This is a genomic window from Tsukamurella sp. USMM236 (assembly GCF_037148755.1).
GTDB lineage: Bacteria > Actinomycetota > Actinomycetes > Mycobacteriales > Mycobacteriaceae > Tsukamurella.
In genome coordinates this window covers 207,135-232,086 of sequence record NZ_JBBCSS010000005.1, presented here as the reverse complement: position 1 = coordinate 232,086, position 24,952 = coordinate 207,135, and the positions used below count along the sequence as shown (strand labels likewise).

The following is a 24,952-nucleotide window of genomic DNA, read 5'->3' as shown; positions in this document are numbered from 1 at the left end:
CTCGGGCGGGTGATCGGAGACCCCCTGCCCCCGCGCATCACCGAGCCCGAGCGACGCCGCGAGCTGCTGGACAGCGGCGCCATCTACACGGCGCAGCGATCCGTGCGCGGCGACGCCGTCAGCCCCGACCGCCGCCTCAAGTTCGACGGGGTGGCCCGCTACCTGCAGGACACGGGGCAGGACCACCTGCGCCACGTCGACTACGAGGACATCCACCCGTACTGGGTGGTGCGGCGCACTGTGATCGAGATTCTCGAGGGCGGCGAGCAGCCCGACATCCTCACGGTCGAGCGCTGGGGCTCCAAGATGGGTTCGCGGTGGTGCAACGTGCGCATCGGCATCGACGGGCAGAAGGGCACCCGGATCGAGACCGAGGCCTTCTGGATCAACTTCAACATCGACACCCTCACCCCGTCGGCGCTGAGCGAGACCTTCCTTAGCACCTTCGGTGCGGCCGCCGAGCCGGGCGTGCTGCGCTGGAAGCAGTGGCTCGATCCCACACCGCACCCCGACGCGGTCGAGGTGCCCTTCCTGCTGCGCGCCGCCGACCTCGACATCATCCAGCACGTCAACAACGCGGTGTACTGGACGGCGCTCGAGGAGGTGCTCGCCACCTACCCGGACCTGCGAGAGCGACTGCCGCTGCGCGGCGTCGTCGAGCACAACTCGGCGCTGCAGCTCGAGGACGAGCCGCGGTTGCTGGCGCACCGCGAGGGCGACGTCGTGCACGCCTGGCTCGTCGCGGGGGACCGCACCGCCGCGGCCATGAGCGTCGAGGCGCTGGCGGAGTAGACGTGACCGGTATCCCGATGCGCGGCCCCGTCCCGTCCAGCGCGGTCGACTTCGGGGCCGTCCGCACCGAGTTCGAGCTCGTCGAGGACTTCCCGGCCGACGTGCTGGCCGAGGCGCAGGCGAGCACCGACCGGTTCCCGGAGGGGCGCGAGGACCGCCGCGACATCGAGTTCGTCACCATCGACCCGCCCGGAGCGAAGGACCTCGACCAGGCGGTGCACATCGCCGCCGAGGGCGACGGCTACCTCGTGCGCTACGCGATCGCCGACGTCGGCGCGCTCGTCGCGCCCGGCGGCCCGCTCGAGGCGGAGACCCGCCGCCGCGGCCAGACGATGTACCTGCCCGACGGTTCCGTGCCGCTGCATCCCCGGCCGCTCTCCGAGGGCGCCGGGTCCCTGTTGCCCGGCGAGGATCGCGCGGCCGCCCTGTGGGAGATCCACCTCGACGCCGCGGGCGAGGTCACGTCGGCGACCGTGCGCCGCGCCCTGGTCCGCTCCCGCGCGCAGCTCGACTACGCGGGCGTGCAGGCCGACTTCGACGCCGGCCGCGTGCACCCGAGCATCGCGCTGCTGCCCGAAGTGGGGAAGCTCCGCGCCGCGTGGGGTCGCGCCCACGGCGCCATCGACCTGCGGCTGCCCGCGCAGGAGGCGGTGGAGGCTCCCGGCGGCTGGACCGTGCGGATCGAGCCGCGCACCGATTTCGACGCCCACAACGCGCAGATCTCCCTGCTCACCGGCATCTGCGCCGCCGACATCATGCTCCGCGCGGGGGTGGGGCTGCTCCGCACCCTGCCGGCCGCGCCCGACGACGCGGTCGCCGACCTGCGCCGCACCGCCGCAGCGCTCGGCCAGGACTGGCCGCGCGAGGTCACCGTCGGCGACTTCCTCGCCGGTCTCGACGTCGCCACTCCGCAGGGCCTCGCCGTGATGACCGACGCCGCGCGGCTCCTGCGCGGCTCGGGCTACGCCGCCTTCGGCACCGCCGCCGCGCCGGAACCGCCCGCCGACCGCGGGCACGCCGGCGTGGGCGCGCCCTACGCCCACGTCACCGCGCCGCTGCGCCGCCTGGCCGATCGCTACGCCACCGAGGTGTGCCTCGCCGCGTGCGCGGGCAGCCCGATCCCGGACTGGGCCCGCGGCGCGCTCGACGACGTCGCCGAGACGATGCGCCGCACCAACACCCTCGCCAACAAGGTGGACCGGGCGTGCATCGACGTCACCGAGGCCGTGATCCTCGCGGGCCGGGTGGGTGAGGAGTTCGCCGCCGTCACGATGCGCGCCGATCAGGTGCTCCTCGACGAGCCCGCGGTCATCGCGCCCTGCACGGGCGGCCCGCCGGAGGGCAGCAGGGTCACCGTGCGGCTCGAGACCGCCGACGTTGCGTCCCGAAAGGTGTCCTTCGCGTACGAGAAGGCGCTAGCGTGAGGCCATGAGCCGTCGCCTCGTCCTCATCCCCGCGTTGGCAGCCCTGCTCGCGCCCCTGATCCCCGCCCTCGCGGCACCCGCAACGGCGGCCCCGGAGTGCGCCGACTACACCTTCATCGGCGCCGCGGGCTCCGGCGAGGGGCACTCCGCCGGCGGCCTCGGGGCCACCGTGAACTCCGCCGCCCAGGCCTTCGCCGGCCGGGCCCGCGCCGCGGGGAAGACGGTGGCGATCCGCCCGATCTACTACCCGGCCGCGGCCGTCCCCACCCGGGTGGACCAGTTCGGCGGCTTCCTCGCCAGCATGAACACCGGCGCCGCGAACACCCAGGGGGACGTCGACATCGTCCTCAAGGCCTGCCCATCGACGAAGATCGTGCTCGCCGGCTACTCCCAAGGCGCGTCCGCGGTGCACCGGGCGCTGCAGCGGCTCGGCGACCGGAAGCAGATCACGGCGGCGGCACTCATCGCCGACCCGGACCGGATCCCGAACGACACCACCCGCTACCTCGGCTCGGCGCCGCGCTCGCAGGGGATGGCGCAGGCCTCGGCGATGATCAGCGGCGCCAACCCCGCGCCGCTGGCCCCGCGCATCGGCGGCCGCACCCTGAGCATCTGCACCTCCGGCGACCCGGTGTGCCACTGGACCGGTGACCTCGCGAAGACGGTCCCGAACTCGCACGACTCCTACTCGGGAGCCGACATCGGCGGCCGGCTGGCCGGCATCGCCGGCCTCTGACGGGCCCGGGGAGGCCCCGGGTCAGCGCAGCCCGCGCAGCATGCCCGGCAGGCTCGCGCGCGCCTGCGCGGCACGGAACTCCTCGACGGCGTCGAGGCGGCCGAGGCGGAAGGCGATGGCGGGATCGGTGGTCTCCGCCGCCAGCTCGGCCACCGCATCCCGCGCGATCGTCGCGTCCTGGAACTCGCCGAGCCGGTTCTGCACCTTCGCGAGCGCCTTGACCTCGGCGCGCAGGTCGCCGCGCACCACGGGATCGACCACGGCGGAGGCGTAGCGCAGGCGCTTCGCGTGCTTGCGGATCGCGTGCACGTCGTGATCGGTGCACGCCGGGTCGGCGAGCAGCACCATCGACTGCCGGGCGAAGGAGCGGATCCGCTTGTCCAGCAGCGGCGCCAGGCTCTTCACCGCGGGCCGGTCGGCCCGCTCCCGCAGTGGCGGGTCGGCGAGGAAGGCGTCGATCGCGTCCAGCAGCACGAAGTACCGGTCCGAGTTCAGCGCGATGTCCACGCGCGTCCAGCCGCGGGCCTCCGCGGCGTGCTGCCGCTGTGCGAGGGCGGCGCCGACGCCGCCGAGCTCGCCGTCGGCGTCGAACTGCGCGAACCGCTGCGCGAGCACCTCGGCGTCGCGCACGGCACCCAGGATCGACGCGAGCAGCTTGAGCTCCGAGCTCAGCGCGGCGCGGGCCGGACCTTCGAAGAAGCCGGAGAATTCGGTGAGCACGCTGCGCAGTTGCCGGGTCGCGATGCGCATCTGGTGCACGGAGTCGTCGCCGTGGGACCGCACCCGCGGATCTTCGCGGAGCAGCTTGTCGCGGTACGCCGCCAGCGCCGCGGTCAGCAGCTGCCCGGCCGTCGCGTGCGCGATCTTCTTCGGCAGGTCGACGGGCTCCCGCGCCGCGTCGGCGTCGATCGCGCGCGCCAGCTTCGACGCCGCGTCCGGCTCGACGCCGCCCGCAGCCCGCAACGCCTTGTCGACGGCCACCGCCGTCTTCCGGCCCAGCGAGGTGTCCGGCACCTCGAACTCCCACTCGCGCCACTGCTTCTCGGGCCCGTCGGGCAGCAGCGACACCGAGTGCACGTGGTCGTCGACGAACTCGCCGAGGAGCTCGCCGTCGACCGCGTGGCAGTAGGTGGTGTGCCGCTCGTTCTCGACGATGGCGATGGGGGCGAGAGCGCGCCCGCGCACGACGGCGCGGACGCGCTCCACCAGCTCCTCGGGCACCTCGGAGGCGGCGCCCTCCGGCGCGTCCTCCTCGTCGCCCAGCGGCACCGTCACCTCGCGGCGGTCGGCACCGTCGGGCAGCTTGAGGTGCCACCCGTCGTCCTTGCCGCCGGTGCGGCGGCGCAGCGTGATCCGGTTGGCGGCGAGGTCCAGGGCGTCGGTGTCGTAGTACACCGCCACCAGGTGGAAGACCTCGTCGGTCGAGACGTGGTCGACGCCGGGGACGGCGGCCAGCGAGGGCGCCGCGGTCTCGGGGCCGACCTCGTACTTCGTCTCGATCTCACGCTGCTCGGCCATGCTCAGCCCTTCGCGAAGCGGTCGGTGGCCTCGATGAGGGCCGAACGGATCCCCGGCTCGAAGGCCGAGTGGCCGGCGTCGGGCACCATCACCAGGTCGGCGGTGGGCCAGGCGCGGTGCAGGTCCCAGGCGCTGCGGGCGGGGCACACGACGTCGTAGCGGCCCTGCACGATGACGCCCGGAATGCCGGCGATGCGGCCGATGTCCCGCAGCAGCTGCCCCTCGTCGAGGAAGCCGCCGTTCACGAAGTAGTGGTTCTCGATCTGCGCGAAGGGGATCGCGAACCGCGGGTCGTCGGCGTCGGCCGAGCTCTCGGGCGTGTTGATGAGGTGGCTCGTGCTGCGCTCCCACTTCGACCACGCCTTGGCGGCGGCCAGCGCGACCTCCTGGTCGTCCGCGTGCAGGAGCCGGTGGTAGGCCGCGATCTTATCGGCCGACGGTGCCCGGTCCGCCTCGTCGAGCGGCGCCAGGTAGTCCTCCCAGTTGTCGGGGTAGACGTGCGAGGCGCCCTCGTTGTAGTACCAGTCCAGCTCGCTGCGGCGCAGCAGGAAGATGCCGCGCAGCACCAGCTCGGTCACCCGCTCCGGATGGGTCTGCGCGTAGGCCAGTCCCAGCGTGGAGCCCCAGGAACCGCCGAAGACCTGCCAGCGGTCGATGCCGAGGTGCTCCCGGATCCGCTCGATGTCGGCGATGAGGTGCGCGGTGGTGTTCACCGCGAGCCGGTCGGCGAGCGAATCACCCTCGCCCGTCGAGGGATCGGCGATGTGCGGCTTGCACTGCCCGCAGCCGCGCTGGTCGAAGACGACGATGCGGTACGCCGCCGGGTCGAAGAACCGCCGGCAGTCGGGGGAGGTGCCGCCACCGGGGCCGCCGTGGATGAACACCACGGGCTTGCCCTCGGGGTTGCCGCTCTGCTCGACGTACAGCAGCTGTCCGTCGCCGACGTCCAGCAGCTCGGTGCTGTAGGCCTCGATCTCGGGATAGAACTCTCGCATCAGAATCCGTGCTCCGGTCCGGGGAACTCGCCGGAGGCGACCTCCGCCACGTACTCCTGGGCGCCGCGCAGCAGCTCGTCGCCGATGTTCGCGTACTTCTTGACGAATCGCGCAGTGCGGCCGCGGTTGAGGCCGGAGAAGTCCTGCCACACCAGGACCTGGCCGTCGCACTGGTTGCCGGCGCCGATCCCGATCGTCGGGATCGCGATCTCCTTCGTGACCTGCGCGGCCACGTCGGAGGGCACCATCTCCAGCACGACCGAGAAGGCACCGGCGGCGTCGACCGCCTTCGCGTCGAGGCGGATCTTGTGGGCCGCGTCGTCGCCGCGGCCCTGAACCCGGTTGCCGCCCAGCGAGTTCACCGACTGCGGGGTGAAGCCGATGTGCGCCATCACCGGGATGCCGCGGCGCTGCAGGAACTCGATGGTGGGCGCCATGTGCTCGCCGCCCTCGAGCTTGACCGCCTCGGCGCCGGCCTTCATCAGCGTCGCGGCGCTGCGGTAGGCCTGCTCGGGGGACGCCTCGTAGCTGGCGAAGGGCATGTCCGCCACCACCAGTGCGTACTTCGTGCCGCGACGCACCGCCGCGACCATCGCCGCCATCACGTCCAGCTCCATCGGCAGCGTGGAGTCGAACCCGTACACGGTGTTCGCTGCGCTGTCGCCGATCAGTAGGGCGGTGACGCCGGCCTCGTCGAAGATCGACGCGGTCATGAAGTCGTAGCTGGTGAGCATCGCCCACTTCTCGCCGCGCTCCTTGAGCTCGGCCAGGTGGTGGATGCGCACCTTCTTGCGCGGGGGCTTCGCGGCGGTCTCGCCGCCCTCCCCAGTGGATCCGCCTCCGTACAACGGGGTCTCGCTCATCTCGTCACTCCATTTCAACAGTCCCAGCCGGAATCTCCGGTCCGGGCAGTCTCTAGGCCGGGTCGTGCCAGCGGTTCGTGATCGGCATCCTGCGGTCGCGGCCGAACGCCTTGGGCGTGATCTTCGGGCCGAGCGGGTACTGGCGCCGCTTGTACTCGGCGCGGTCGACGAGGCGCGCGACCTTGCGGATGAGGTCCGGGTCGTAGCCGGCGCCGTTGTTCCCCTCCGCGGCGATCTCGGCGACGCCCTGGTCCTGCTCCACGTAGCGACGCAGGATGTCGTCGAGGATCTCGTAATCGGGCAGCGAATCGCTGTCCTTCTGGCCGGGGCGCAGCTCCGCCGAGGGCTCCTTGGTGATGGAGTTCTCCGGGATCGGCGGCGTCTCGCCGCGCTCGACGGCGACCTTGTTGCGCCACCGCGCCAGCTCCCAGACGAGCGACTTCTCCACGTCGCGGATGGGGGCGTAGGCGCCCACCGCGTCGCCGTAGATCGTCGAATAGCCCACGGCCAGCTCGCTCTTGTTGCCGGTGGCCAGTACCAGATGGCCGTCGAGGTTCGACAGCGACATCAGCGTCATCCCGCGGCAACGGGCCTGGATGTTCTCCTCCGCCAGGCCGGACAGGTGCAGCTGGCCGACGAACGCCTCCACCATGTGCTCGATCGGCTCGAAGCGGAAGTTGATCCCCATGCGCTGCGCCTGATCCGCGGCGTCGTCCTTCGAGTGGTCCGAGCTGTACTTCGAGGGCATGCCCACGCCGTACACGTTGTCGGCGCCCACCGCGTCGGCGGCGATGACCGCGACCAGGGCCGAGTCGATGCCGCCGGACATGCCCAGGCCGACGGTGCGCCCGCCCACCTTGTGGACGTAGTCCCGCGTGCCGGTGACCAGGGCCGCCCAGATCTGCGCGAGCTCGTCGAGCTCCGTCCAACCGGTGACGATCGGCACCAGGTCGGTCGGCCGCGCGGGGAGGGCGACCTCCTCGACCTGCCACCCATCGACGGCGCGGGCCCGTTCGCGGCCCAGCGGCGCGATGTCGGCGAACTGTGTGAACTCGATGAACTGCGGCCCCGGCGTCAGCGCCCCGGCGTCGGGCCGGAAGACGAAGGAGTCACCGTCGAAGACGAGCTCGTCCTGCCCGCCGACGAGGTTGACGTAGACCACCGGGGCGCCGCCCTCGGCGACGCGGGCCGCGACCACCTCGCGGCGCTGCGCGGGCTTGCCCGCCTCGAAGGGGCTGGCGTTGAGGCACAGCACCGCGTCGACGCCGAGCTCCGCCAGCCCGGCGACGGGACCGTCGGGCCACCAGACGTCCTCGCAGATCGCGAGGCCGAGCCGCACCCCGTCGACGTCGAGGACGACCAGCCGGTCGCCGGGGGTGAACCAGCGCTTCTCGTCGAAGACGCCGTAGTTCGGCAGGAAGTGCTTGTCGTACCGCGCGACGAGCTCGCCGCCGTGCAGCACGCCTGCGGCGTTGCGGGCGCCGCCGGTGGGGTTGGTGCTGGTCTCCGGCGCGTCCGGGTCGCGGTCGAGGAAGCCGACCACCACGATCAGATCCCCGCAGCCGGCCGCGTCCAGCGATCGGGCCAATTCGTGCACGGCCTCGCGCGAGTCGACGGCGAAGGACCGGCGCAGGAGCAGGTCCTCCACCGGGTAGCCCGTGAGGGCCATCTCGCCGAAGACGGCGACCTGCGCGCCGCGCTGCGCGGCGTCCCGGGCTGCGGCGGTGATCCGAGTGACATTCGCGTCCAGGTCACCCACGACGGGGTTGATCTGGCACGCCGCGACACGAAGGGGCGTCATGGCTCAACCCTAGCGTCCCGGGAACCGGGAGCGCCGCGTGGCAGGATCGGAAGGATGAAGGCAGGCAAGCCCCTCCTGACCGCGACCGCGGTCCTCGCCGCGGCGGTACTCGCGGGATGTTCGGTCCAGATAGGGGGGACCGCGGAACCGGCGGGCGGATCGTCCGCGCCGGGCAGCGCCACCCCCACCCGGACGTCGGTCGCGGGCGTGCCCGCGAGCCTCGGGAAGTACTACGGGCAGAAGGTCGAGTGGGGCTCCTGCGCCGCGATCGCCAAGGCCGACGACATCGCCGAGTACGACAAGACGAAACTCGAGTGCGGCCGCGTGACGGTGCCGATCGACTACGACGATCCGTCGGCGGGCGAGACGAAGCTCGCCGTCGCCCGGGTCAAGGCGACCGGGCAGCGGCGGGGCTCGCTGCTGATGAACCCCGGCGGCCCCGGCGGCTCCGGCGTGCAGCAGGTGGCGGGCAAGTCGATGGAGGCCGACAAGTTCGAGATCGCGCAGAGCTTCGACCTGGTCGGCTGGGACCCGCGCGGCGTGGGTGCTAGCTCGCCCGCCGTGAAGTGCTTCAGCGACAAGCAGCGCGATGAGAACCGCCTCTCCACCCTCGCCTTCGACAACTCCCCGGCGGGCATCGCGAAGCAGGAGGCGTTCAACAAGTCCCAGGCGGACCTGTGCGCCGAGAAGATGGGGAAGGCCTTCCTGGCCAACGTCGGCACCGCGCAGACGGTGCGGGACCTGGACGTGCTGCGCGCGGTGCTCGGCGACGAGAAGCTCACCTACCTCGGCTACAGCTACGGCACCTTCATCGGCGCGATCTACGCGGAGACCTTCCCGGAGCGGGTCCGGGCCATGGTGCTCGACGGTGCCGTCGACCCCGCCCTCGACCAGATCACCGCGAACGTGCAGCAGATGGCCGGCTTCCAGACGGTCTTCGACGACTGGGCGAAGGACTGCGCCAAGTACCCCACGTGTCCGGTCGGGACCGACCCGGCGCAGGCGACGGCGCGGTACCAGCAGTTGGTGCGCCCGCTCATCGACAAGACGGTGCGCGGCCAGGGCGGCCGGCAGCTCAGCTACAGCGACGCGACCACCGCCACCATCCAGGCCATGTACGCGCAGCAGCTGTGGGAGCCCCTGCGGCGGGCGCTCACGGGCCTGCAGCGCGGCGACGGCTCGCTGCTGCAGCGGATCGCCGACCTCTATCTGAACCGCGACGAGATCGGCCGCTATTCGCCGATGATGGACGCCAACACCGCGATCAACTGCGTCGACGGCCCCGCCGTCACCGCGCCCGCGGACCTGGCCCGGCTCGACACCGAGATCCGCAGGGCCGCGCCCTTCCTCGACGACGGCCGCGGCACCGGCCGCGGCGCGAAGGGCACCTGCGCGTTCTGGGCGGCGGCTCCCACCCTCAAGCCGCACGAGGTGAACGCCGTCGGCGCGCCGAAGCTGGTCGTGGTCTCGACCACGCACGACCCGGCGACGCCGTACGAGAACGGGGTGAGCCTGGCCAAGCAGCTCGGCGCCTCCCTGATCAGCTTCGAGGGCAGCCAGCACACCGTCTCGCTCGAGGGCAACGCCTGCGTCGACGACGCCGTGACCGCCTATCTGCGCGACCTGAAGACCCCGGCGGCGGACCTGCGCTGCACGGCGTAGTGCGGAATATATTATCCGGCGGTGCGTTGGTACCGAGCATGACCGATCACAAGAACGTCCTCATCCTCGGAGCCAACGGGCGCATCGCGCGCCACGTCGTCGACGCCCTCGCGGGGCAGGAAGCCGTGCGGCAGACGCTCTTCGTGCGCGACGCCGCGAAGATCGCGGCGCCGCCGTCGAACTCCGAGGTCGTGGTGGGCGACGCGACCGACGAGGAATCGCTTCGCGCGGCAGCGCGAGGCCAGGACGTCGTGTACGCCAACCTCACCGGAGACGACATCGATGTGCAGGGCGAACGGGTGGTCGCCGCCCTTCGTGCCGAAGGGGTGCGCCGGCTGATCTTCGTGGCGTCCCTGGGCATCTACGACGAGGTGCCGGGGGCCTTCGGCGAATGGAACCGGGCGATCATCGGCGAGCCGCTCAAGCCCTTCCGTCGCGCCGTCGATGCGATCGAGTCGTCCGGGCTCGACTACACCGTCCTGCGGCCGGCTTGGCTCGACGACGAGGACGAGGTGGACTACGAGATCACCCGCAAGGGCGAGCCCTTCCGGGGCACCGTCGTCTCCCGGCGCAGCGTCGCGGCACTCATCACGACGATTATCGAGGACCCGTCGTTGCACGTGGGCGAGAACCTGGGCGTCGACAAGCCGGGAACCGACGGGCCGAAGCCGTACTTCATGTGATCGTCAGTTCGCGGCGAGCACGCGGATCGCGAAGATCAGGGTGTCGCCCGGCTCGACGCCGGCCTGCGGCTCGCCCTTCGGGTAGCCGTCGGCCGCGGTGACCGCGGTGATGACCGTCGTGCCGGACCGCTGCCCGACGAGCGCCGCCCGGAAGCCGGGGACCACGTCGGGGAGGGCGATCTCGGCCGAGGTCGCACGGCCGAACGCGTCGTCGAAGACCGCCCCCGTACGGCCGTTCACGCCCTGGTAGCAGACGGTGACCACCGACCGCTCGGTGAGCTCGGCACCGGACCCGGCCGCCGCGACGACGGCCTGCGACCGGTCGACCCGGTACGGCGCGTCGACCGTGATGCGCGGCGCTGTGTGCTCGGTCGGCGGGACGACGACCGCCCGGCCGGTGACCCCGGTCAGGGTGACCGCCTTGGCATCCGCGGCCGGCGCTGCGGCGGGGCAGGTGTCGATCGTGCCGGTCACCCTGGACGGGGCGGGGGGCTCCGTCGCCGCACCGCACCCGGCGAGGGCGAGGGCGCAGGCCGCCGCGGCGGCGACGGTGAGGCGAGCGAACGGTGCATCCACGCCGGGGACGCTACTCGGTATCCCCTTCGCAGGTGCGAATCGGCCGGAACCCGGGGGAGGCGTTCGGTGGCCTGCAACCTTCTCGGGTTGTAACACGCAGTTAACACCTCCTCGCTTAGGGTCGAGACATGGACCGGCAGCAGGAGTTCGTGCTTCGCACCATCGAGGAACGGGACATCCGCTTCGTGCGGCTGTGGTTCACCGACGTCCTCGGTTTCCTCAAGTCCGTGGCGATCGCGCCCGCGGAGCTGGAGGGCGCGTTCACGGAGGGGATCGGCTTCGACGGCAGCTCGATCGAGGGCTTCTCCCGGGTCTCGGAGGCGGACACCGTCGCCAAGCCCGACCCGTCGACCTTCCAGGTGCTGCCCTGGACCAGCGGCGACGGGGAGATGCACTCCGTCCGCATGTTCTGCGACATCGCGATGCCCGACGGGACGCCCTCGTGGGGCGACAGCCGGCACGTGCTGCGACGCCAGCTCAACCGCGCCGCCGATCTGGGCTTCTCCTGCTACGTGCACCCGGAGATCGAGTTCTACCTCCTGAAGAAGGAGTCCGGCCCGCACGGCATGCCGATCCCCGCCGACAACGGCGGCTACTTCGACCAGGCGGTGCACGAGTCGGCGCCGAACTTCCGGCGCAAGGCGATCGAGGCGCTCGAGGCGATGGGGATCTCCGTCGAGTTCAGCCACCACGAGGCGGGGCCCGGCCAGCAGGAGATCGACCTGCGCTACGCGGACGCGCTCTCGATGGCCGACAACGTGATGACCTTCCGCTACCTGGTCAAGGAGGTGGCGATGACCGAGGGCGTGAAGGCCTCCTTCATGCCGAAGCCCTTCTCGATCCACCCGGGCTCGGGCATGCACACCCACATGAGCCTCTTCGAGGGCGACTCCAACGCCTTCCACGACCCCGACGACGAGCTGCAGCTCTCCACCACCGGCAAGGCGTTCATCGCGGGCATCCTGCACCACGCGCCCGAGATCTCCGCCGTCACCAACCAATGGGTCAACTCCTACAAGCGCCTGGTGACGGGCGACGAGGCGCCGACCGCGGCCACCTGGGGCGCCGCCAACCGCTCCGCGATGGTCCGGGTGCCCCTGTACACGCCGAACAAGGCGAGCAGCCGCCGCATCGAGGTGCGCTCGCCCGATTCGGCCTGCAACCCGTACCTGGCCTTCGCGGTCCTGTGCGCCGCCGGCCTCGAGGGCATCAAGGGCGGCTACGAGCTACCCGAGGCCGCCGAGGACGACGTGCGGCAGATGACGGCGCGGGAGCGCCGCTCGATGGGCTTCAAGGACCTGCCCGCCAGCCTCGACGATGCGCTCGTGCTCATGGAGAAGAGCGAGCTGGTCGCGGAGACGCTGGGGGAGCACGTCTTCGAGTACTTCCTGCGCAACAAGTGGTCGGAGTGGAACGACTACCGCGCGGTGGTCACGCCGTTCGAGCTCGACCGCTTCCTCTCGCTGTAGGGCGGGGCCGACGGTGCCGCCCACGAACCGCGAGGTCCGCCGCCCGAGTGCGGGCCGGCTGGGACTCCTGGACTCCAACGCCGAGCCGAACCTCGAATCCCTGGGGTGGGCGAACATCGAGAGTGCCGACGTCCTGTGGGCGCTCTCCCGTGCCGCCGACCCGGATTGGACGCTGCGCGCCCTGGTGCGGCTGCGGGAATCCGCGGCCGCCGACTGGGCGGAGATCGACGGCCTGATCCGCGGCGACACCACCTTTCGCGGCAGGCTCTTCGGGCTGCTCGGCGCGTCCGACGCCCTCGGTGACCACCTCATCAGCCACCCCGCGTCGTGGCGCCTGCTGCGGGACACCGCCCCGCTCAAGTCGCGCGACGACCTGATCGCCGCGATGCTCGCCACCGTCGACGCGGTGAAGGTCCCGGGTCGCCGCGACGACGACCTGATCTACCGCGCCGCGGTCACCGGCGGCGCCGCGATCGCCGCGCTGCGGGACGGCTACCGCGACCTGGTGATGGTGCTCGCCGCGCGGGACCTGGCCGAGCTCGTGGAGAACGAGCCCACCCTGCCCTTCGCGATCGTGGGCGCGCATCTCGCGGACCTCGCGGACGCCGCGCTCACCGCGGCGCTGTCCGTCGCCGTCGCCTCGGTCTTCCCGGACTCCGACCCGCAGGGCCGCCTCGCCGTGGTCGCGATGGGCAAGTGCGGTGCGCGGGAACTGAACTACGTCTCCGACGTGGACGTGATCTTCGTCGCCGAGCCCGCCGACGGGGCCTCGGCGCGGCTCGCCGGCGAGATGATGCGGATCGGCTCCGCGGCCTTCTTCGACGTGGATGCCGCGCTCCGCCCGGAGGGCAAGGCCGGCAGCCTCACTCGCACGCTGGAATCCCATGTGGCGTACTACAAGCGGTGGGCGAAGACGTGGGAGTTCCAGGCGCTCCTCAAGGCCCGCCCGCAGACCGGCGACATGGAGCTGGGCCACGACTACCTGGGCGCGCTCAGCCCCATGGTGTGGGAGGCCGCCGAGCGCGAGGACTTCGTGCAGGACGTGCAGGAGATGCGCCGCCGCGTCGAGGAGAACATCGCTCCCGACCTCCGCGAGCGCGAGCTGAAGCTGGGCCGAGGCGGCCTCCGCGACGTCGAGTTCGCCGTCCAGCTCCTGCAATTGGTGCACGGTCGCACCGACGAGACGCTGCGGGAGCGGAGCACCGTCGACGCCCTGGAGGCGCTCACCGTCGGCGGCTACGTGGGTCGCGACGACGGCGCGAACTTCACCGCCTCCTACGAGTTCCTGCGCACCCTGGAGCACCGGCTGCAGCTGCGTCGCATGGAGCGCACGCATCTGCTCCCGCCGACCGACCACGAGGAGGCGTGGCGCTGGCTGGCCCGCGCCGCGCACATCCGGCCCGACGGGGACCGCGACGCGGCCGGGGTGCTGCGGGCGGAGCTCAAGCGGCAGTCGGCGCGGGTGCGCCGACTGCACACCAAACTCTTCTACCGCCCGCTGCTGGACTCGATCGCGAACCTCGACGCGGACGCGGTGAGCCTGAGCGACGACGCGATCGTCGCGCGACTGGCCGCGCTCGGCTTCCTCCAGCCGCAGCACGCCCTGGCGCACCTGAAGGCGATGGCCGACTCCTCGCGGCGCGGCCGGATCCAGACCATCCTGCTGCCCACCCTTCTCGAATGGCTCAGCGAGACCCCGAATCCCGATGCCGGCCTGCTGAACTACCGCAAGCTCTCCGAGGACCTGCGCGACGTCGAGTGGTACCTGCGCGTGCTGCGCGACGAGTCGGTGGTCGCGCAGCGGCTCATGACGGTGCTGGGCTCGTCGACCTTCGTCGCGGAGCTGCTGGGCCGCTCGCCCGACGTGATCCGCCTCTACGCCGACGGCGCCGCGGGACCGAAGCTCACGGAGCCCTCGCCGAAATCGGTCTACGACGGCATGCTCGCGGCGGTCAGCCGTGCGCCGCACCGCGACCGGGCGATCGCGGTGGCGCGGGCCATGCGGCGCAGCGAGATCGCCCGCGTCGCCTCGGCGGACATCCTCGGCATGATGACGGTGCCCGAGGTCTGCGCGGCGCTCTCGTCGGTCTGGGGTGCCGCCCTCGACGCCGCACTCGTCTCCGAGGTCGCGACGTCCGTGGTCGAGCGCGAGTCCAGCCGCAGCGCCTACGCGCCCGGAGCGCCGGCCCGGATCGCGGTCATCGGCATGGGCCGGCTCGGCGGGCACGAGATCGGCTACGGCTCCGACGCCGACGTGCTGTTCGTCTGCGTGCCCAACGAGGGCTACGAGGATTCCGACGCGGTGCGGTGGGCGAACCACGTGGCCGATGCGGTGCGGACCCGGCTCGGCGCACCGTCGGTGGACCCGGGCCTGGAGGTCGACACCGGCCTGCGCCCCGAAGGCCGCAACGGACCCGTGGTGCGGACCCTGGCCGCGTACCGGGCGTACTACCAGCAGTGGGCGCAGCCCTGGGAGGTGCAGGCGCTCCTGCGCGCCACCCACGTGGCCGGCGACGAGGGCATCGCCCGCGAGTTCCTGCACATGGTGGACGAGACCCGGTACCCCGAGGGCGGCGTCTCGCCCTCGACGGTCAACGAGCTGCGGCGCATCAAGGCGCGCGTCGACTCCGAGCGGCTGCCCCGCGGCGCGGACCCCGCGACGCACACCAAGCTGGGCCGCGGCGGCCTCTCCGACGTCGAGTGGACGGTGCAGCTGGAGCAGCTGCGGCGCGCCAGTGCCGTTCCCGCGCTGCGTAACACCTCGACCCTCGAATCGCTCGACGCGATCGAGGCGAACGAGCTGCTCCCGGCGAGCGACGTCGAGCTGCTGCGGGCGGCGTGGCTCACCGCCACCCGCGCCCGCAATGCCCTGTTCCTGGTGCGCGGCAAGCCCGTCGACCAGCTGCCGGGCCCGGGCGCAGTACTCTCCAACGTGGCCTACGTGGCCGGGTGGCGGGGCAGCTCCCTGGACTACCTCGACGACTACCTGCGCACCACCCGGCGCGGGCGCGCCGTGGTCGACCGGGTCTTCTGGGGCGAATAGCGCCGCAGCGGGCAGGATGTCCGCATGAGGATCTTCTTCCGGATGGCGGCGAGCATCGTCGGCACCGCGGCCCTGCTGGGCGCGCTCCTGGCGCTCGTGCTGCACTTCTGGCCCGGCACCGACAAGATCACGGTGGCCGCCGCCGCGGTCTCGCCGGTGCTCTGGGTCGCCTGCATCGCGATCGCCCTGGTGTGCCTGCTGTACGTCCGCGCGCTGCTGCGCCTCGTGCTGGCGGTGGCCGTGGTGGCGGCCGGGATCTGGGTGCAGGCGCCGCTGTGGCGGGGCGAGCCGGCGCCCGCCGGCCCGACGCTCACCGTGCTCAGCGCCAACATCCAGGTGGGTGCGGGCGACGTGGAGGCGCTCGCGACACTGGTCCGCGAGAACCGCGTCGACGTGCTCGCCGTGCTCGAGGTGACGGACGACGCCGCTCGGCGGATCGCCGCGTCGAGCATCGCCACGGACCTGCCGCACTCGATCGTCCGGCCCGCCGCGCTGGCCGACGGGACCGCGCTCTACAGCCGTCACCCCCTCAAGAGCACCGGCACCGTCCCCGGCTTCGTCATGAACGCGCTGACCGCCGTCGCCACCGTCCCCGGCCGCGGCGACGTGCAGCTGTTCGCGCTGCACCCGATGCCGCCGCTGGACCCCGAGACCTGGGACTCCGAGCTGCGTCGGATCGGTGCCCTGCTGCAGGGCGTGCCCGAGGGCCGTCCCGTCGTGGCCCTCGGCGACTACAACGCCACGTACGACCACGTGCGCTTCCGCAGCCTGCTCACCGGCGGCTACCGCGACGCGGGGCAACTCGCGAGCGCCGGCTGGCTGCCGACGTACCCGACGGACAAGGTCTACCCGCCCGTGGTGGGGATCGATCACGTGCTGCTGCGCGGGCTCGGGGCGGCCGAGGTCACCGGTCACGAGGTGCCCGGGGCGGATCACCGGGCGCTGCTCGCCCGGGTGGGCTGAGCTGCTGGCCGGCGATCAGGCCACGGTCAGTTCCAGGCAGTTCTCCACGCCGAACAGCCGCAGGGTGCGGCGCGCGCCCGCCGGGATCTCGTCGATGACATCGGTCGTCGCGACGACGCGGGGCTCCGTCGCGCTCAGCGTCGCGCCCTGCCGCAGGAGGTCGACGGTGCCGGCCGCGCGGATGTTGCGCACCCAGTCGGTGTCCGGCCCGTAGGGCAGCGCGATGACGAGCGTGCCGCGGTCGGTCGCGAACGCGTCGACGGGCGTCTCGTAGGCCGTGCCGCTGCGCCGCCCGACGTGCCGCACCACGGTGCGGGTCGAGTCGGGCGATTCGGCGTCGTGGACGGCGCGCGGGTTCGTGAAGTCCCGGTTGATCCGACGCACGACGTTCAGGACGGGGCGGATCCGGAACCGGATGCCCGCGAGGATCACGGCCAGCGCCGCGAGGGGGAGGAGCGCCACGGCTCCGACGACGATGGACAGCTTCCGCATGACGCCTCCAGGGATCGGTGTGCTCCCAGTCTTGCCGCGGCGCGCGGACAGCACCTCCGGTGAATCCCTGAGATCCGTCAGGGGGCTCGCCAGGCGAGCGTGAACCGGAAAGGCACCCGTCGGTGCAGGACCGCACCCGGCAGTATCGCGGACGCCGCGGCTGCGACCTCGTCGAAGGACTCCTGGGGGTCGCGGGTCGGGAACGTCGGGCGCGGGGAAGGTTCGGCGACGGGGATGGGGTGCCGGAGGAAGCCCATGACGGGATTGGCCAGCGCGGACCGGCTGACCCACAGTGCGTCCGCGATCGTCTCGGGCCGAGCCAGTCCCACGACCGACAGTCGACCGCCCGGAGCGAGCAGGTCCGCGCACCGGGCCAGCGTCGACTCCAGGTCCAGGTGGTGCAGGGTGGCGATCATGGTCACCAGGTCGTACGGTCCCTCCGCTGCGTCGAACCCGTCGAGGACCCGGACGTTCGCGACGCCCCGCTCGGCGGTGGTCGCGCGCATCCCGGCATCGGCGTCCGCGGCGTCGACGGCGCGGAACCGCTCCGCCAAGCGTTCCGCGAGGAGTCCCTCGCCGCAACCGACGTCGAGGGCCCGCCCGCGGTGCGTGGGCAGGTTGCGCAGGATCCATCCGTGGAAATGGTCGTTGTGGCTGAAGGGATGCCGGGCGTTGAACCAGTTGAGCGCACGTATGGGCAGCCCGAGAGCGGGGCTGGTGCGGATGTCCACCGCTTAGTTCGCGGAGAGGATCTTGATCGCGAAGATCAGCGTGTCGCCCGCCTGGATGCCGGCGGAGGGCTGTCCCGTCACGTAGCCGTCGGCGGGCGCGATCGCCACGCCCACCGAGGTGCCGACCTTCTGACCCGCGATGGCCTTCTTGAAGCCGGGGATCACGCCGTCGAGCGAGAACGACGCCGGCTTGCCGCGGTCGTAGGTGCTGTCGAAGCGCTCGCCGGTGCGGCCGTTCACTCCCAGGTAGCAGACCGAGACCGTCGCGGTGTCGCCGACCACGGCACCGTCGCCGGGCGGGTTGAAGGCCTGGACGTGCGTCTGCTCGACGGAGAAGGGCTTCTCGACGGTGATCTGCGGGGACGCGGTGTCCGAGGGGCCGGTTACCACGATGGAGCCGGTCTGTCCCTGGTAGGTCCAGTCGGGGGAGTTCGCCGTGCTCGGGGCGCCCGTGGGGCAGGCCGCGGAGGCCTCCGGCGTGCTGCAGGCGGTCAGGGACGCCGCCGCGAGGACGACGGAGGCGACGGCGAGGGTCGAACGGGAGGCACGCATGGTCTCGAACCTACCGCCTCGCCGGAGGTTCTCAGCAGCGTCCCAGGCGGACCGACCGGATCCGGGACTCCCCTTGGGTAGCGTGTGGCCGTGGGTACGCGCGGGACGGTGGCGGAGCTGGTGCGGATCGCGCGTCTGGACGGCGCCGCGCGGCGGGCCGTGGGCGCCGCGGAGCGGCTCCTCGGCGGCGTCGGGCGCGGCGAGATCATCTACCTCATCGGAGTCGCCGGGCATCCCAACCTGGGCGACGAACTGGTGCTGCGGATCTGGCTGCGCTACCTGGCCAGGGTCAGGCCCACGGCCACGGTCGTGGTGGACGTCGCCCACGTGGGCGAGGCCGCGTTGCTGTTCGCCGGCGACCATCCCCGCGCCGTCTTCGTGGACACGCTGTGGCGGCTCGCCCGCGCCGCCGACGAGAACCCGGACCTGCAGGAGGGCACCGCCGCGCAGGACTGGGTCGCGAGCGCCGCCACCGACCTGCGGATCGCCCCCGGCCTGGCCGAGGGCGTCGACCATCTGCTGCGCGCCTCCAGCATCCACGTCATCGGCGGTGGATACGTGAACCGGCAGTGGCCCCAGTGGTTCCCGGTGATCTCGGCGGTCGCCGCCGTCACGGCGCGCACCGGCGCGGCGGCCTACGCATCGGGGCTCGGTCTGCTCCCGCTGCCCGACGGTGCCGACCTCGACCGGTTCCTCGCGGACGCCGCGGCGTTCGCGGTGTTCGACGTGCGGGACCGCCCGTCCTATGCGGCACTGCGCGACGTGCCGGGCGCGTTGCTGACCGGCGACGACGTCTGGCTCGGGCTGGGCACCGCCGCGGGACGATCCGGCGCCGCATCGGGATTCGGTCGAGCGCCAGCGATTCCGGCGCGGCCCGGTGGGGTGGTGCTGTGCATGCAGGAGGACCTGTCCGAGGGCTTCGTGAGGGACGGCCTGGTCGGCGCGCCGGCGCTGGCCGCCCTCGCTCGCGAGGTGCTCGACGCCTGGGACGTTCCGGGCGAGCGGGTCACCGTCGTCGAGGGCATCCCCGGCCACGACTACACCGTCCCGAAGCTGTTGGGGGACAGGATCGACGGCGCACGGATCATCCCGTTCCTCGACGTCTGGCGCGCGGGGCTGCCCGTCGGCGAGGGGCGCACCTGGATCAGCTCCCGGTTCCACCCGCACCTCCTTGCCGCCGCCGCGGGCGACAGCGGCGTCGCGGTGGTGCCCAAGCGGGAGTACTACGACATCAAGCACGGCTCACTGGTCGACGCCGGGTCGCGGTGGACCGTCGTCCACGACGACTCGCCCGTGCCGGCCCGACCCGATGCCGGAGGCTTCCCGGAAGCGGATCGTCGGGCCAATGTCGCGCGGAAGACGGCGCTGGCGGCGCGGTTGTACCCGAGTGTCTGAGGAACGGGTTCGCGGCGCGCCTCCCGCTAGCGTGGAGTCGTGATCATCTGGCTCAACGGCGGTTTCGGTGCCGGCAAGACGACCCTGGCGGGCGAGTTGCACCGTCGGCTGCCGGAGGCAGTCGTCTTCGACCCGGAGGAACTGGGCATCACGCTGTGGCGGTGGGTGCCGCGGAACGAGGACTTCCAAGACCTGGACAGCTGGCGCGAACTGGTTGTGCACACCGCGCTGGCTCTGCGCCGGCACCACGCGGAGGTCCTGATCGTCCCGATGGCGCTCGTGCGCGACGCCTACCGCGAGGAGATCCTGGGCGGGCTGGCCGCCGCGGGGGAGGAGATCCTGCACGTCTTCCTGGATCTGGACCTCGCGGTACAGCGGGACCGGTTGCTGAGTCGCGCTCCCGAGGGCGAGGTGCCGCCCGGGGCGGAGGAGTGGGCCTTCAGCCGCCTCGATCCCGACGCCGCGGCCCGGCAGCCCGAGGGCACCCTGATCCTGCGCTCCGATCGGCTCGGTCCGGGTGAACTCGCGGACCAGGTTCTGGCGGCCCTCCCCGGGTGAGAGCTAGGACGGATCGGGGCGGGCGGAGCTGCGCCCGAGTCGCTCGGCGTCGTACTGCCGGCTCATGTCCGCGGTGGGGATGACGAGCACCTCGCCGTCGGGCAGCGTCGTGCTGATCTGCGGGCGCGCCGGGCCGGAACCGGCGCCCGACCGGTCGACCACGTCGTTCCCCTTGAGCTTCGTCTCGAACATCGTCGCCTCCTGTTCTCCACCGACGATACGCGCGTCGTGGCGGATTCGACGGGGCCGTTTCCGAGCCGGCGTCGAGCGTCAGGCGAGCCGGTCCATGAGGAGGGCGGTGCCGTCCTGCCGGCGGTGGGCGTCGATCTGCGGGACGAGCCTGCGGAAGTGCTCGGAGGCGCAGTGCGCGTCGAGGGCGTCCTGGTCGGGCCAGGTCTCGATGTAGACGAAGTGACCGGCGTCCTGGCGGTCGACGAACAGGTCGTAGCTGATGCAGAGCGGTTCCCGCCGGGTGAGGCGGACCAGCTCGTCGATCAGGGGCCGCACCTCGTCGACGGCGTCGACTCGGATGAAGTCCTGCGCGATCACCTGCAACGTCACCCGTTCAGCGTAGCCGCGCCGCGCGGCCCCGGAACGGGCTCGGCCCCGCACCTGGAGCAGGTGCGGGGCCGAACCGGGTGGAGCTCAGTCGATCACACGTCGTAGTAGAGCTGGAACTCGTACGGGTGCGGGCGCAGGTTCACCGGCGCGATCTCGTTCTCGCGCTTGTAGGAGATCCACTCCTCGATGAGGTCCTCGGTGAAGACGCCACCGGCGGTGAGGTACTCGTGGTCCTCCTCGAGACGGTCGATCACGTCCGCGAGCTGCGTCGGGGCCTGCGGGATGCCCTTGGCCTCCTCGGGCGGCAGCTCGTAGAGGTCCTTGTCGACGGGGGCGTGCGGCTCGATCTTGTTCTTGATGCCGTCGAGGCCCGCCATCATCATGGCGGCGAAGGCCAGGTACGGGTTGCCCGAGGAATCGGGGCAACGGAACTCGATGCGCTTGGCCTTGGGGTTGTTGCCCGTGATCGGGATACGGACGCACGCCGAGCGGTTGCGCTGGCTGTACACCAGGTTGATCGGGGCCTCGTAACCCGGGACCAGGCGCTTGTACGAGTTGATCGTCGGGTTGGTGAACGCGAGCAGCGACGGGGCGTGGTGCAGGATGCCGCCGATGTACCAGCGCGCCAGGTCCGACAGACCGCCGTAGCCGGCCTCGTCGTAGAACAGCGGCTTGCCGTCCTTCCAGAGCGACTGGTGGGCGTGCATGCCCGAGCCGTTGTCGCCGAACAGCGGCTTCGGCATGAACGTGACGGTCTTGCCCTCCTGCCACGCGGTGTTCTTCACGATGTACTTGAAGAGCTGGACGTCGTCGGCCGCGTGCAGCAGCGTGTCGAACTTGTAGTTGATCTCGGCCTGGCCGCCAGTGCCCACCTCGTGGTGGCCGCGCTCGAGCGTGAAGCCGGCGTTCTGCAGGTTGGTCGAGATCTTGTCGCGCAGGTCCACGTAGTGGTCGTACGGCGCGACGGGGAAGTAGCCGCCCTTGGTCTTGACCTTGTAGCCGAGGTTCGGGGAGCCGTCCTCCTCGACCGCGCGGCCGGTGTTCCACGAGCCCGAGATCGAGTCGACCTCGTAGAACGAGCCGTTGATCGTCGAGTCGAAGGAGACCGAGTCGAAGATGTAGAACTCGGCCTCGGCACCGAAGAAGCAGGTGTCGGCGATGCCGGTGCTCTGGAGGTACTCCTCCGCCTTACGCGCGATGTTGCGCGGGTCGCGGCTGTAGGCCTCGCGGGTGAACGGGTCGTGCACGAAGAACGAGATGTTCAGGGTCTTCGCCGCACGGAAGGGGTCGATGCGCGCCGTGGTGACGTCCGGCAGCAGCATCATGTCCGACTCGTCGATCGACTGGAAGCCGCGGATCGACGAACCGTCGAAGGCCAGGCCGTCCTCGAAGACGCTCTCGTCGAACGCCGAGGCGGGGATGCTGAAGTGCTGCATCGTGCCGGGCAGATCGCAGAAGCGGATGTCGACGTACTCGACGTTCTCCTTCTTCAGGTAGTCGAGAAGTTCCTCTTTGGTAGTGAACACCTGTTACTGGCTCCTTCGTCGTCCGGCGGTGACGGTCGCGGTCGTACCGTTCGCACCACCACCGAGGTTACGAGAATGAACGGTATGGACGAGGTGTTGCCCGAGAACTAACGCAATGTTTCAACGGTGTTACACATCGAGGGCCGTCCGGAAAGCCGCCGAATCGGACCCCACGTACCCTGAGTGCATGCGTCGAGAAACGGGATCATGGCTGTCCGGAGCCTCCGCGGCCCTGCCGGAGGGTTCCCACGGGGACTACCGCGGGCAGGCACTGGGCCTGCCGCGCGACGGTGCCGGGTCCGCGGCCGGATCGGGCCGCCGCGTGCTGGGGCTGTTCCTCGACTGGGTGCCGTCCGCGCTGATCGCGGTGGCGATCGTGGGACCGAGCCGCGTCTTCGCGGGGGAGCCCACCGCCTTCGACACGCTCGCGCTGGGCATCTGGTTCGCCGTCGGCGTGCTGTCGGTGACCCTGTTCGGCTTCACGCCCGGCCAGTACTTCGTCGGGCTTCGCGTCGCGCGGATCGAGAACCCGCAGATGCGGGTGGGCTTCGTCCGCGCGCTGGCGCGCAACCTGCTCATCGTCTTCATCGTGCCGCCGCTGATCCAGGACGTGGACGGCCGCGGCATGCACGATCGCGCCACCGGCACGATCCTCGTCAAGGCCCGCTGAGTCCCGGGCCCCGCTGACGACTCAGGGCCCGCCGTGGCGGGCCCTGAGGGGCGGATCAGTTCGAGCCGGTCTTGCGCCGGACGGTGCGCTGCACGCTGCGCATCTTGGCGCCCTGCGGCAGCGGGCCGCGCGGCATTTGCGCGCCACCCGTGCGGGTGGAGAGCGCCGCGAGGCGGCCCTCGAGCTCGTCGATCTTCTTGCCGTTGATGTTCGACGGGAGCTTGTTCAGGGAGCGCTGCAGCTTCCGCAGCGGGACCTGTCCCTCCTCGTTGCCCACGGTGAACTCGTAGATCGGGGTCTGGCCCACGACGCGGGCCGTCTTCTTCTTCTCCTGCGCGAGCAGGCCCTTGATCCGGCCCTCGTTGCCCTCGGCCACGAGGATCACGCCGGGCTTGCCGATCACGCGGTGCACCGCGTCGGCGTGGGTGGTGCGGGCGACGGCCTGCGTCACGCGCCACGAGCCGCGCATGTTGTCGAGCGCCCAGCCGGCCGCGCCGACCTGGCCCTCGTTCTTGGTGTACACGCTGCGCTCGAGGCGGCGGGTGAAGACGATGAACGCGCCGAGCGCGCCCAGCAGCACGCCGAGGATGAGGAACATCCACCACGTGCCGGCGAAGTAGCCGATCACCAGAGAGAGCGCCACGGCCGCGACGAAGACGCCGACCATGATCGGTACCAGCGCCTTGTCTTCCTTGCGCTGCATCTGGAACGCCTGCCACATCTGCTTGCGGCGGTCCTTCGAAGCGGCCCTGCGGGCGCGCTTCGCCTCGGCCTTCTGCGCCTTGAGCTTGTCGGCGGCTGCCTTGTCCTGTGCCATGTCTCCCAGCTTAATGTGCGATTACTTCACGCCGAACCGCTACTTCGCGGCGGCGGCCATCCGGCTCAGCACCGAGGTGGCCTCCTGCGCCGCGTCACCCTCGGCGGTCAGGTGCGCCATGTTCTCCGGGATGGGCCGGCCGTGGTGCGCCATCGCCTTCGCGTAGAGCTTGCCCGCGCGGTACGACGAGCGCACCAGCGGTCCGGCCATGACGCCGGCGAAGCCCATCTCCTCGGCGGCGGCGGTGTGCTCGACGAACTCCTCCGGCTTGACCCACCGCTCCACGGGGTGGTGCCGCGGCGACGGGCGCAGGTACTGCGTGATGGTGATGATGTCGCAGCCCGCGTCGTGCAGGTCGCGCATCGCCTCCATCACCTCCTCGGGGGTCTCGCCCATGCCGAGGATGAGGTTCGACTTGGTGACCAGGCCGAAGTCGCGGGCCTGGCGGATCACGTCGAGCGAGCGGTCGTACCGGAACGCCGGGCGGATGCGCTTGAAGATGCGCGGCACCGTCTCCAGGTTGTGGGCCAGCACTTCGGGGCGCGACTCGAAGACCTCGGCCAGCAGCTCCGGCTTGGCGTGGAAGTCGGGGATCAGGTTCTCGACGCCCGTGTTCGGGTTCAGCGCGTGGATCTGGCGCACCGTCTCCGCGTACAGCCAGACGCCCTCGTCGGGCAGGTCGTCGCGGGCGACGCCCGTGATGGTGGAGTAGCGCAGGCCCATGGCCTGCACCGACTCGGCCACGCGGCGCGGCTCGTCCCGATCCAGCTCCGCGGGCTTGCCGGTGTCGATCTGGCAGAAGTCGCAGCGACGGGTGCACTGCTCACCGCCGATGAGGAAGGTGGCCTCGCGGTCCTCCCAGCACTCGTAGATGTTGGGGCAGCCCGCCTCCTCGCACACCGTGTGGAGGCCCTCACGCTTGACGAGGCCCTTGAGCTCGGTGAATTCAGGGCCCATCTTCGCGCGCGTGCGGATCCAGTTCGGCTTGCGCTCGATCGGGGTCTGTGCGTTACGGACCTCGAGGCGGAGTAGCTTGCGGGGGTTCTCCGGGGTACTCACTCGGTCCATGCTACGCCCGGTCCCGCGGCCCGACGGTGGCGCGGGTCACGGCCCGTCGCCCTTGAT

The 24,952-nt window shown here is 71.5% G+C and carries 24 protein-coding genes; 11 read left to right on the top strand and 13 right to left on the bottom strand.

All coding sequences use genetic code 11. The features are described 5' to 3' along the window. The first annotated feature begins 9 nt into the window (after positions 1-9). From WFK95_RS17900 to WFK95_RS17890, 3 genes are read left to right on the top strand one after another with little or no spacing between them, the layout of a single operon-like run. Positions 10-792 (top strand): acyl-[acyl-carrier-protein] thioesterase, encoded by a 783-nt coding sequence (locus WFK95_RS17900; RefSeq protein ID WP_224647638.1) that lies wholly within the window; start codon positions 10-12, stop codon positions 790-792. A 17-nt stretch (positions 793-809) separates the two neighbouring features. After that, positions 810-2,216, top strand: a complete 1,407-nt coding sequence (locus tag WFK95_RS17895) for an RNB domain-containing ribonuclease (protein WP_336671563.1) — start codon at positions 810-812, stop codon at positions 2,214-2,216. Between the two features lie 4 nt (positions 2,217-2,220). After that, positions 2,221-2,952: a cutinase family protein gene (locus WFK95_RS17890; protein ID WP_224647637.1), complete on the top strand. Its 732-nt coding sequence runs from the start codon at positions 2,221-2,223 to the stop codon at positions 2,950-2,952. A gap of 21 nt (positions 2,953-2,973) precedes the next feature. Here WFK95_RS17890 and WFK95_RS17885 read toward each other — a convergent pair whose 3' ends face one another. Genes WFK95_RS17885 through WFK95_RS17870 form a run of 4 tightly spaced genes read right to left on the bottom strand, consistent with a single transcriptional unit; the run spans position 2,974 to position 8,129 of the window. Beyond that, a complete protein-coding gene (locus WFK95_RS17885; RefSeq protein WP_336671445.1) occupies positions 2,974-4,470 on the bottom strand; it encodes a CYTH and CHAD domain-containing protein in 1,497 nt (498 codons plus the stop codon). Positions 4,471-4,472: 2 nt separating this feature from the next. Beyond that, the gene (pip, locus tag WFK95_RS17880) at positions 4,473-5,465 is read right to left on the bottom strand and encodes a prolyl aminopeptidase (RefSeq protein ID WP_336671444.1); all 993 of its coding nucleotides are present in this window, start codon (positions 5,463-5,465) and stop codon (positions 4,473-4,475) included. After that, the gene (gene panB, locus WFK95_RS17875; protein ID WP_224647634.1) at positions 5,465-6,328 is read right to left on the bottom strand and encodes a 3-methyl-2-oxobutanoate hydroxymethyltransferase; all 864 of its coding nucleotides are present in this window, start codon (positions 6,326-6,328) and stop codon (positions 5,465-5,467) included. Before panB ends, pip begins: the two co-directional genes overlap by 1 nt. Before the next feature lie 52 nt (positions 6,329-6,380). Then, complete coding sequence (locus WFK95_RS17870; RefSeq protein WP_336671442.1) at positions 6,381-8,129, bottom strand: NAD+ synthase; 1,749 nt, start codon at positions 8,127-8,129, stop codon at positions 6,381-6,383. A gap of 54 nt (positions 8,130-8,183) precedes the next feature. Between WFK95_RS17870 and WFK95_RS17865 the strand changes: the two genes are divergently transcribed. Beyond that, positions 8,184-9,791 (top strand): alpha/beta hydrolase, encoded by a 1,608-nt coding sequence (locus WFK95_RS17865; RefSeq protein WP_336671441.1) that lies wholly within the window; start codon positions 8,184-8,186, stop codon positions 9,789-9,791. Between the two features lie 38 nt (positions 9,792-9,829). Then, positions 9,830-10,474, top strand: coding sequence for an SDR family oxidoreductase (locus tag WFK95_RS17860; RefSeq protein WP_336671440.1), 645 nt, complete (start codon positions 9,830-9,832; stop codon positions 10,472-10,474). Positions 10,475-10,477: 3 nt separating this feature from the next. Here WFK95_RS17860 and WFK95_RS17855 read toward each other — a convergent pair whose 3' ends face one another. Continuing rightward, entirely contained in the window at positions 10,478-11,050 is a 573-nt protein-coding gene (locus WFK95_RS17855) for an FKBP-type peptidyl-prolyl cis-trans isomerase (protein ID WP_336671439.1), read from the bottom strand. Between the two features lie 128 nt (positions 11,051-11,178). Here WFK95_RS17855 and glnA (WFK95_RS17850) point away from each other — a divergent pair, with 128 nt between their 5' ends. From glnA (WFK95_RS17850) to WFK95_RS17840, 3 genes are read left to right on the top strand one after another with little or no spacing between them, the layout of a single operon-like run. Continuing rightward, entirely contained in the window at positions 11,179-12,519 is a 1,341-nt protein-coding gene (glnA, locus tag WFK95_RS17850; protein WP_224647630.1) for a type I glutamate--ammonia ligase, read from the top strand. A gap of 13 nt (positions 12,520-12,532) precedes the next feature. Beyond that, entirely contained in the window at positions 12,533-15,562 is a 3,030-nt protein-coding gene (locus tag WFK95_RS17845) for a bifunctional [glutamine synthetase] adenylyltransferase/[glutamine synthetase]-adenylyl-L-tyrosine phosphorylase (protein WP_336671438.1), read from the top strand. A gap of 24 nt (positions 15,563-15,586) precedes the next feature. Then, positions 15,587-16,525, top strand: coding sequence for an endonuclease/exonuclease/phosphatase family protein (locus WFK95_RS17840; protein WP_336671437.1), 939 nt, complete (start codon positions 15,587-15,589; stop codon positions 16,523-16,525). Positions 16,526-16,540: 15 nt separating this feature from the next. Here WFK95_RS17840 and WFK95_RS17835 read toward each other — a convergent pair whose 3' ends face one another. From WFK95_RS17835 to WFK95_RS17825, 3 genes are all read right to left on the bottom strand, one after another. After that, complete coding sequence (locus tag WFK95_RS17835) at positions 16,541-17,017, bottom strand: nitroreductase family deazaflavin-dependent oxidoreductase (protein WP_336671436.1); 477 nt, start codon at positions 17,015-17,017, stop codon at positions 16,541-16,543. Positions 17,018-17,094: 77 nt separating this feature from the next. Further along, a complete protein-coding gene (locus WFK95_RS17830; protein ID WP_336671435.1) occupies positions 17,095-17,748 on the bottom strand; it encodes a class I SAM-dependent methyltransferase in 654 nt (217 codons plus the stop codon). A gap of 3 nt (positions 17,749-17,751) precedes the next feature. Next, positions 17,752-18,300 (bottom strand): FKBP-type peptidyl-prolyl cis-trans isomerase, encoded by a 549-nt coding sequence (locus WFK95_RS17825; RefSeq protein ID WP_224647625.1) that lies wholly within the window; start codon positions 18,298-18,300, stop codon positions 17,752-17,754. A gap of 90 nt (positions 18,301-18,390) precedes the next feature. Between WFK95_RS17825 and WFK95_RS17820 the strand changes: the two genes are divergently transcribed. Together WFK95_RS17820 and WFK95_RS17815 are read left to right on the top strand one after the other, a co-directional pair. After that, entirely contained in the window at positions 18,391-19,695 is a 1,305-nt protein-coding gene (locus tag WFK95_RS17820) for a polysaccharide pyruvyl transferase family protein (RefSeq protein ID WP_336671434.1), read from the top strand. A 39-nt stretch (positions 19,696-19,734) separates the two neighbouring features. Then, on the top strand, positions 19,735-20,253 hold the full coding sequence (locus WFK95_RS17815) for an AAA family ATPase (protein ID WP_336671433.1): 519 nt from the start codon (positions 19,735-19,737) through the stop codon (positions 20,251-20,253). 3 nt (positions 20,254-20,256) lie between these two features. On the opposite strand, the gene WFK95_RS17810 is transcribed toward WFK95_RS17815, so the two are convergent. From WFK95_RS17810 to glnA (WFK95_RS17800), 3 genes are all read right to left on the bottom strand, one after another. Further along, entirely contained in the window at positions 20,257-20,445 is a 189-nt protein-coding gene (locus WFK95_RS17810; RefSeq protein WP_336671432.1) for a hypothetical protein, read from the bottom strand. A gap of 78 nt (positions 20,446-20,523) precedes the next feature. Next, entirely contained in the window at positions 20,524-20,814 is a 291-nt protein-coding gene (locus tag WFK95_RS17805; RefSeq protein WP_224647622.1) for a putative quinol monooxygenase, read from the bottom strand. 92 nt (positions 20,815-20,906) lie between these two features. After that, positions 20,907-22,340: a type I glutamate--ammonia ligase gene (gene glnA / locus WFK95_RS17800; RefSeq protein WP_336671431.1), complete on the bottom strand. Its 1,434-nt coding sequence runs from the start codon at positions 22,338-22,340 to the stop codon at positions 20,907-20,909. 187 nt (positions 22,341-22,527) lie between these two features. Here glnA (WFK95_RS17800) and WFK95_RS17795 point away from each other — a divergent pair, with 187 nt between their 5' ends. After that, the gene (locus WFK95_RS17795; RefSeq protein WP_336671430.1) at positions 22,528-23,010 is read left to right on the top strand and encodes an RDD family protein; all 483 of its coding nucleotides are present in this window, start codon (positions 22,528-22,530) and stop codon (positions 23,008-23,010) included. Positions 23,011-23,065: 55 nt separating this feature from the next. Here WFK95_RS17795 and WFK95_RS17790 read toward each other — a convergent pair whose 3' ends face one another. Both WFK95_RS17790 and lipA read right to left on the bottom strand, forming a co-directional pair. After that, positions 23,066-23,827, bottom strand: a complete 762-nt coding sequence (locus WFK95_RS17790) for a DUF4191 domain-containing protein (RefSeq protein ID WP_336671429.1) — start codon at positions 23,825-23,827, stop codon at positions 23,066-23,068. A gap of 39 nt (positions 23,828-23,866) precedes the next feature. Next, on the bottom strand, positions 23,867-24,895 hold the full coding sequence (gene lipA / locus WFK95_RS17785; protein WP_336671428.1) for a lipoyl synthase: 1,029 nt from the start codon (positions 24,893-24,895) through the stop codon (positions 23,867-23,869). Positions 24,896-24,952: the final 57 nt, after the last annotated feature.

Coding starts and splice junctions, on each gene's coding strand:
- WFK95_RS17810 (WP_336671432.1), bottom strand. CDS start 20,445: ATGTTCGAGACGAAGCTCAAGGGGAACGACGTGGTCGACCGGTCGGGC.
- WFK95_RS17860 (WP_336671440.1), top strand. CDS start 9,830: ATGACCGATCACAAGAACGTCCTCATCCTCGGAGCCAACGGGCGCATC.
- WFK95_RS17885 (WP_336671445.1), bottom strand. CDS start 4,470: ATGGCCGAGCAGCGTGAGATCGAGACGAAGTACGAGGTCGGCCCCGAG.
- WFK95_RS17870 (WP_336671442.1), bottom strand. CDS start 8,129: ATGACGCCCCTTCGTGTCGCGGCGTGCCAGATCAACCCCGTCGTGGGT.
- pip (WP_336671444.1), bottom strand. CDS start 5,465: ATGCGAGAGTTCTATCCCGAGATCGAGGCCTACAGCACCGAGCTGCTG.
- WFK95_RS17865 (WP_336671441.1), top strand. CDS start 8,184: ATGAAGGCAGGCAAGCCCCTCCTGACCGCGACCGCGGTCCTCGCCGCG.
- lipA (WP_336671428.1), bottom strand. CDS start 24,895: ATGGACCGAGTGAGTACCCCGGAGAACCCCCGCAAGCTACTCCGCCTC.
- WFK95_RS17825 (WP_224647625.1), bottom strand. CDS start 18,300: ATGCGTGCCTCCCGTTCGACCCTCGCCGTCGCCTCCGTCGTCCTCGCG.
- WFK95_RS17840 (WP_336671437.1), top strand. CDS start 15,587: ATGAGGATCTTCTTCCGGATGGCGGCGAGCATCGTCGGCACCGCGGCC.
- WFK95_RS17835 (WP_336671436.1), bottom strand. CDS start 17,017: ATGCGGAAGCTGTCCATCGTCGTCGGAGCCGTGGCGCTCCTCCCCCTC.
- WFK95_RS17890 (WP_224647637.1), top strand. CDS start 2,221: ATGAGCCGTCGCCTCGTCCTCATCCCCGCGTTGGCAGCCCTGCTCGCG.
- WFK95_RS17895 (WP_336671563.1), top strand. CDS start 810: ATGCGCGGCCCCGTCCCGTCCAGCGCGGTCGACTTCGGGGCCGTCCGC.
- glnA (WP_224647630.1), top strand. CDS start 11,179: ATGGACCGGCAGCAGGAGTTCGTGCTTCGCACCATCGAGGAACGGGAC.
- panB (WP_224647634.1), bottom strand. CDS start 6,328: ATGAGCGAGACCCCGTTGTACGGAGGCGGATCCACTGGGGAGGGCGGC.
- WFK95_RS17795 (WP_336671430.1), top strand. CDS start 22,528: ATGCGTCGAGAAACGGGATCATGGCTGTCCGGAGCCTCCGCGGCCCTG.
- WFK95_RS17790 (WP_336671429.1), bottom strand. CDS start 23,827: ATGGCACAGGACAAGGCAGCCGCCGACAAGCTCAAGGCGCAGAAGGCC.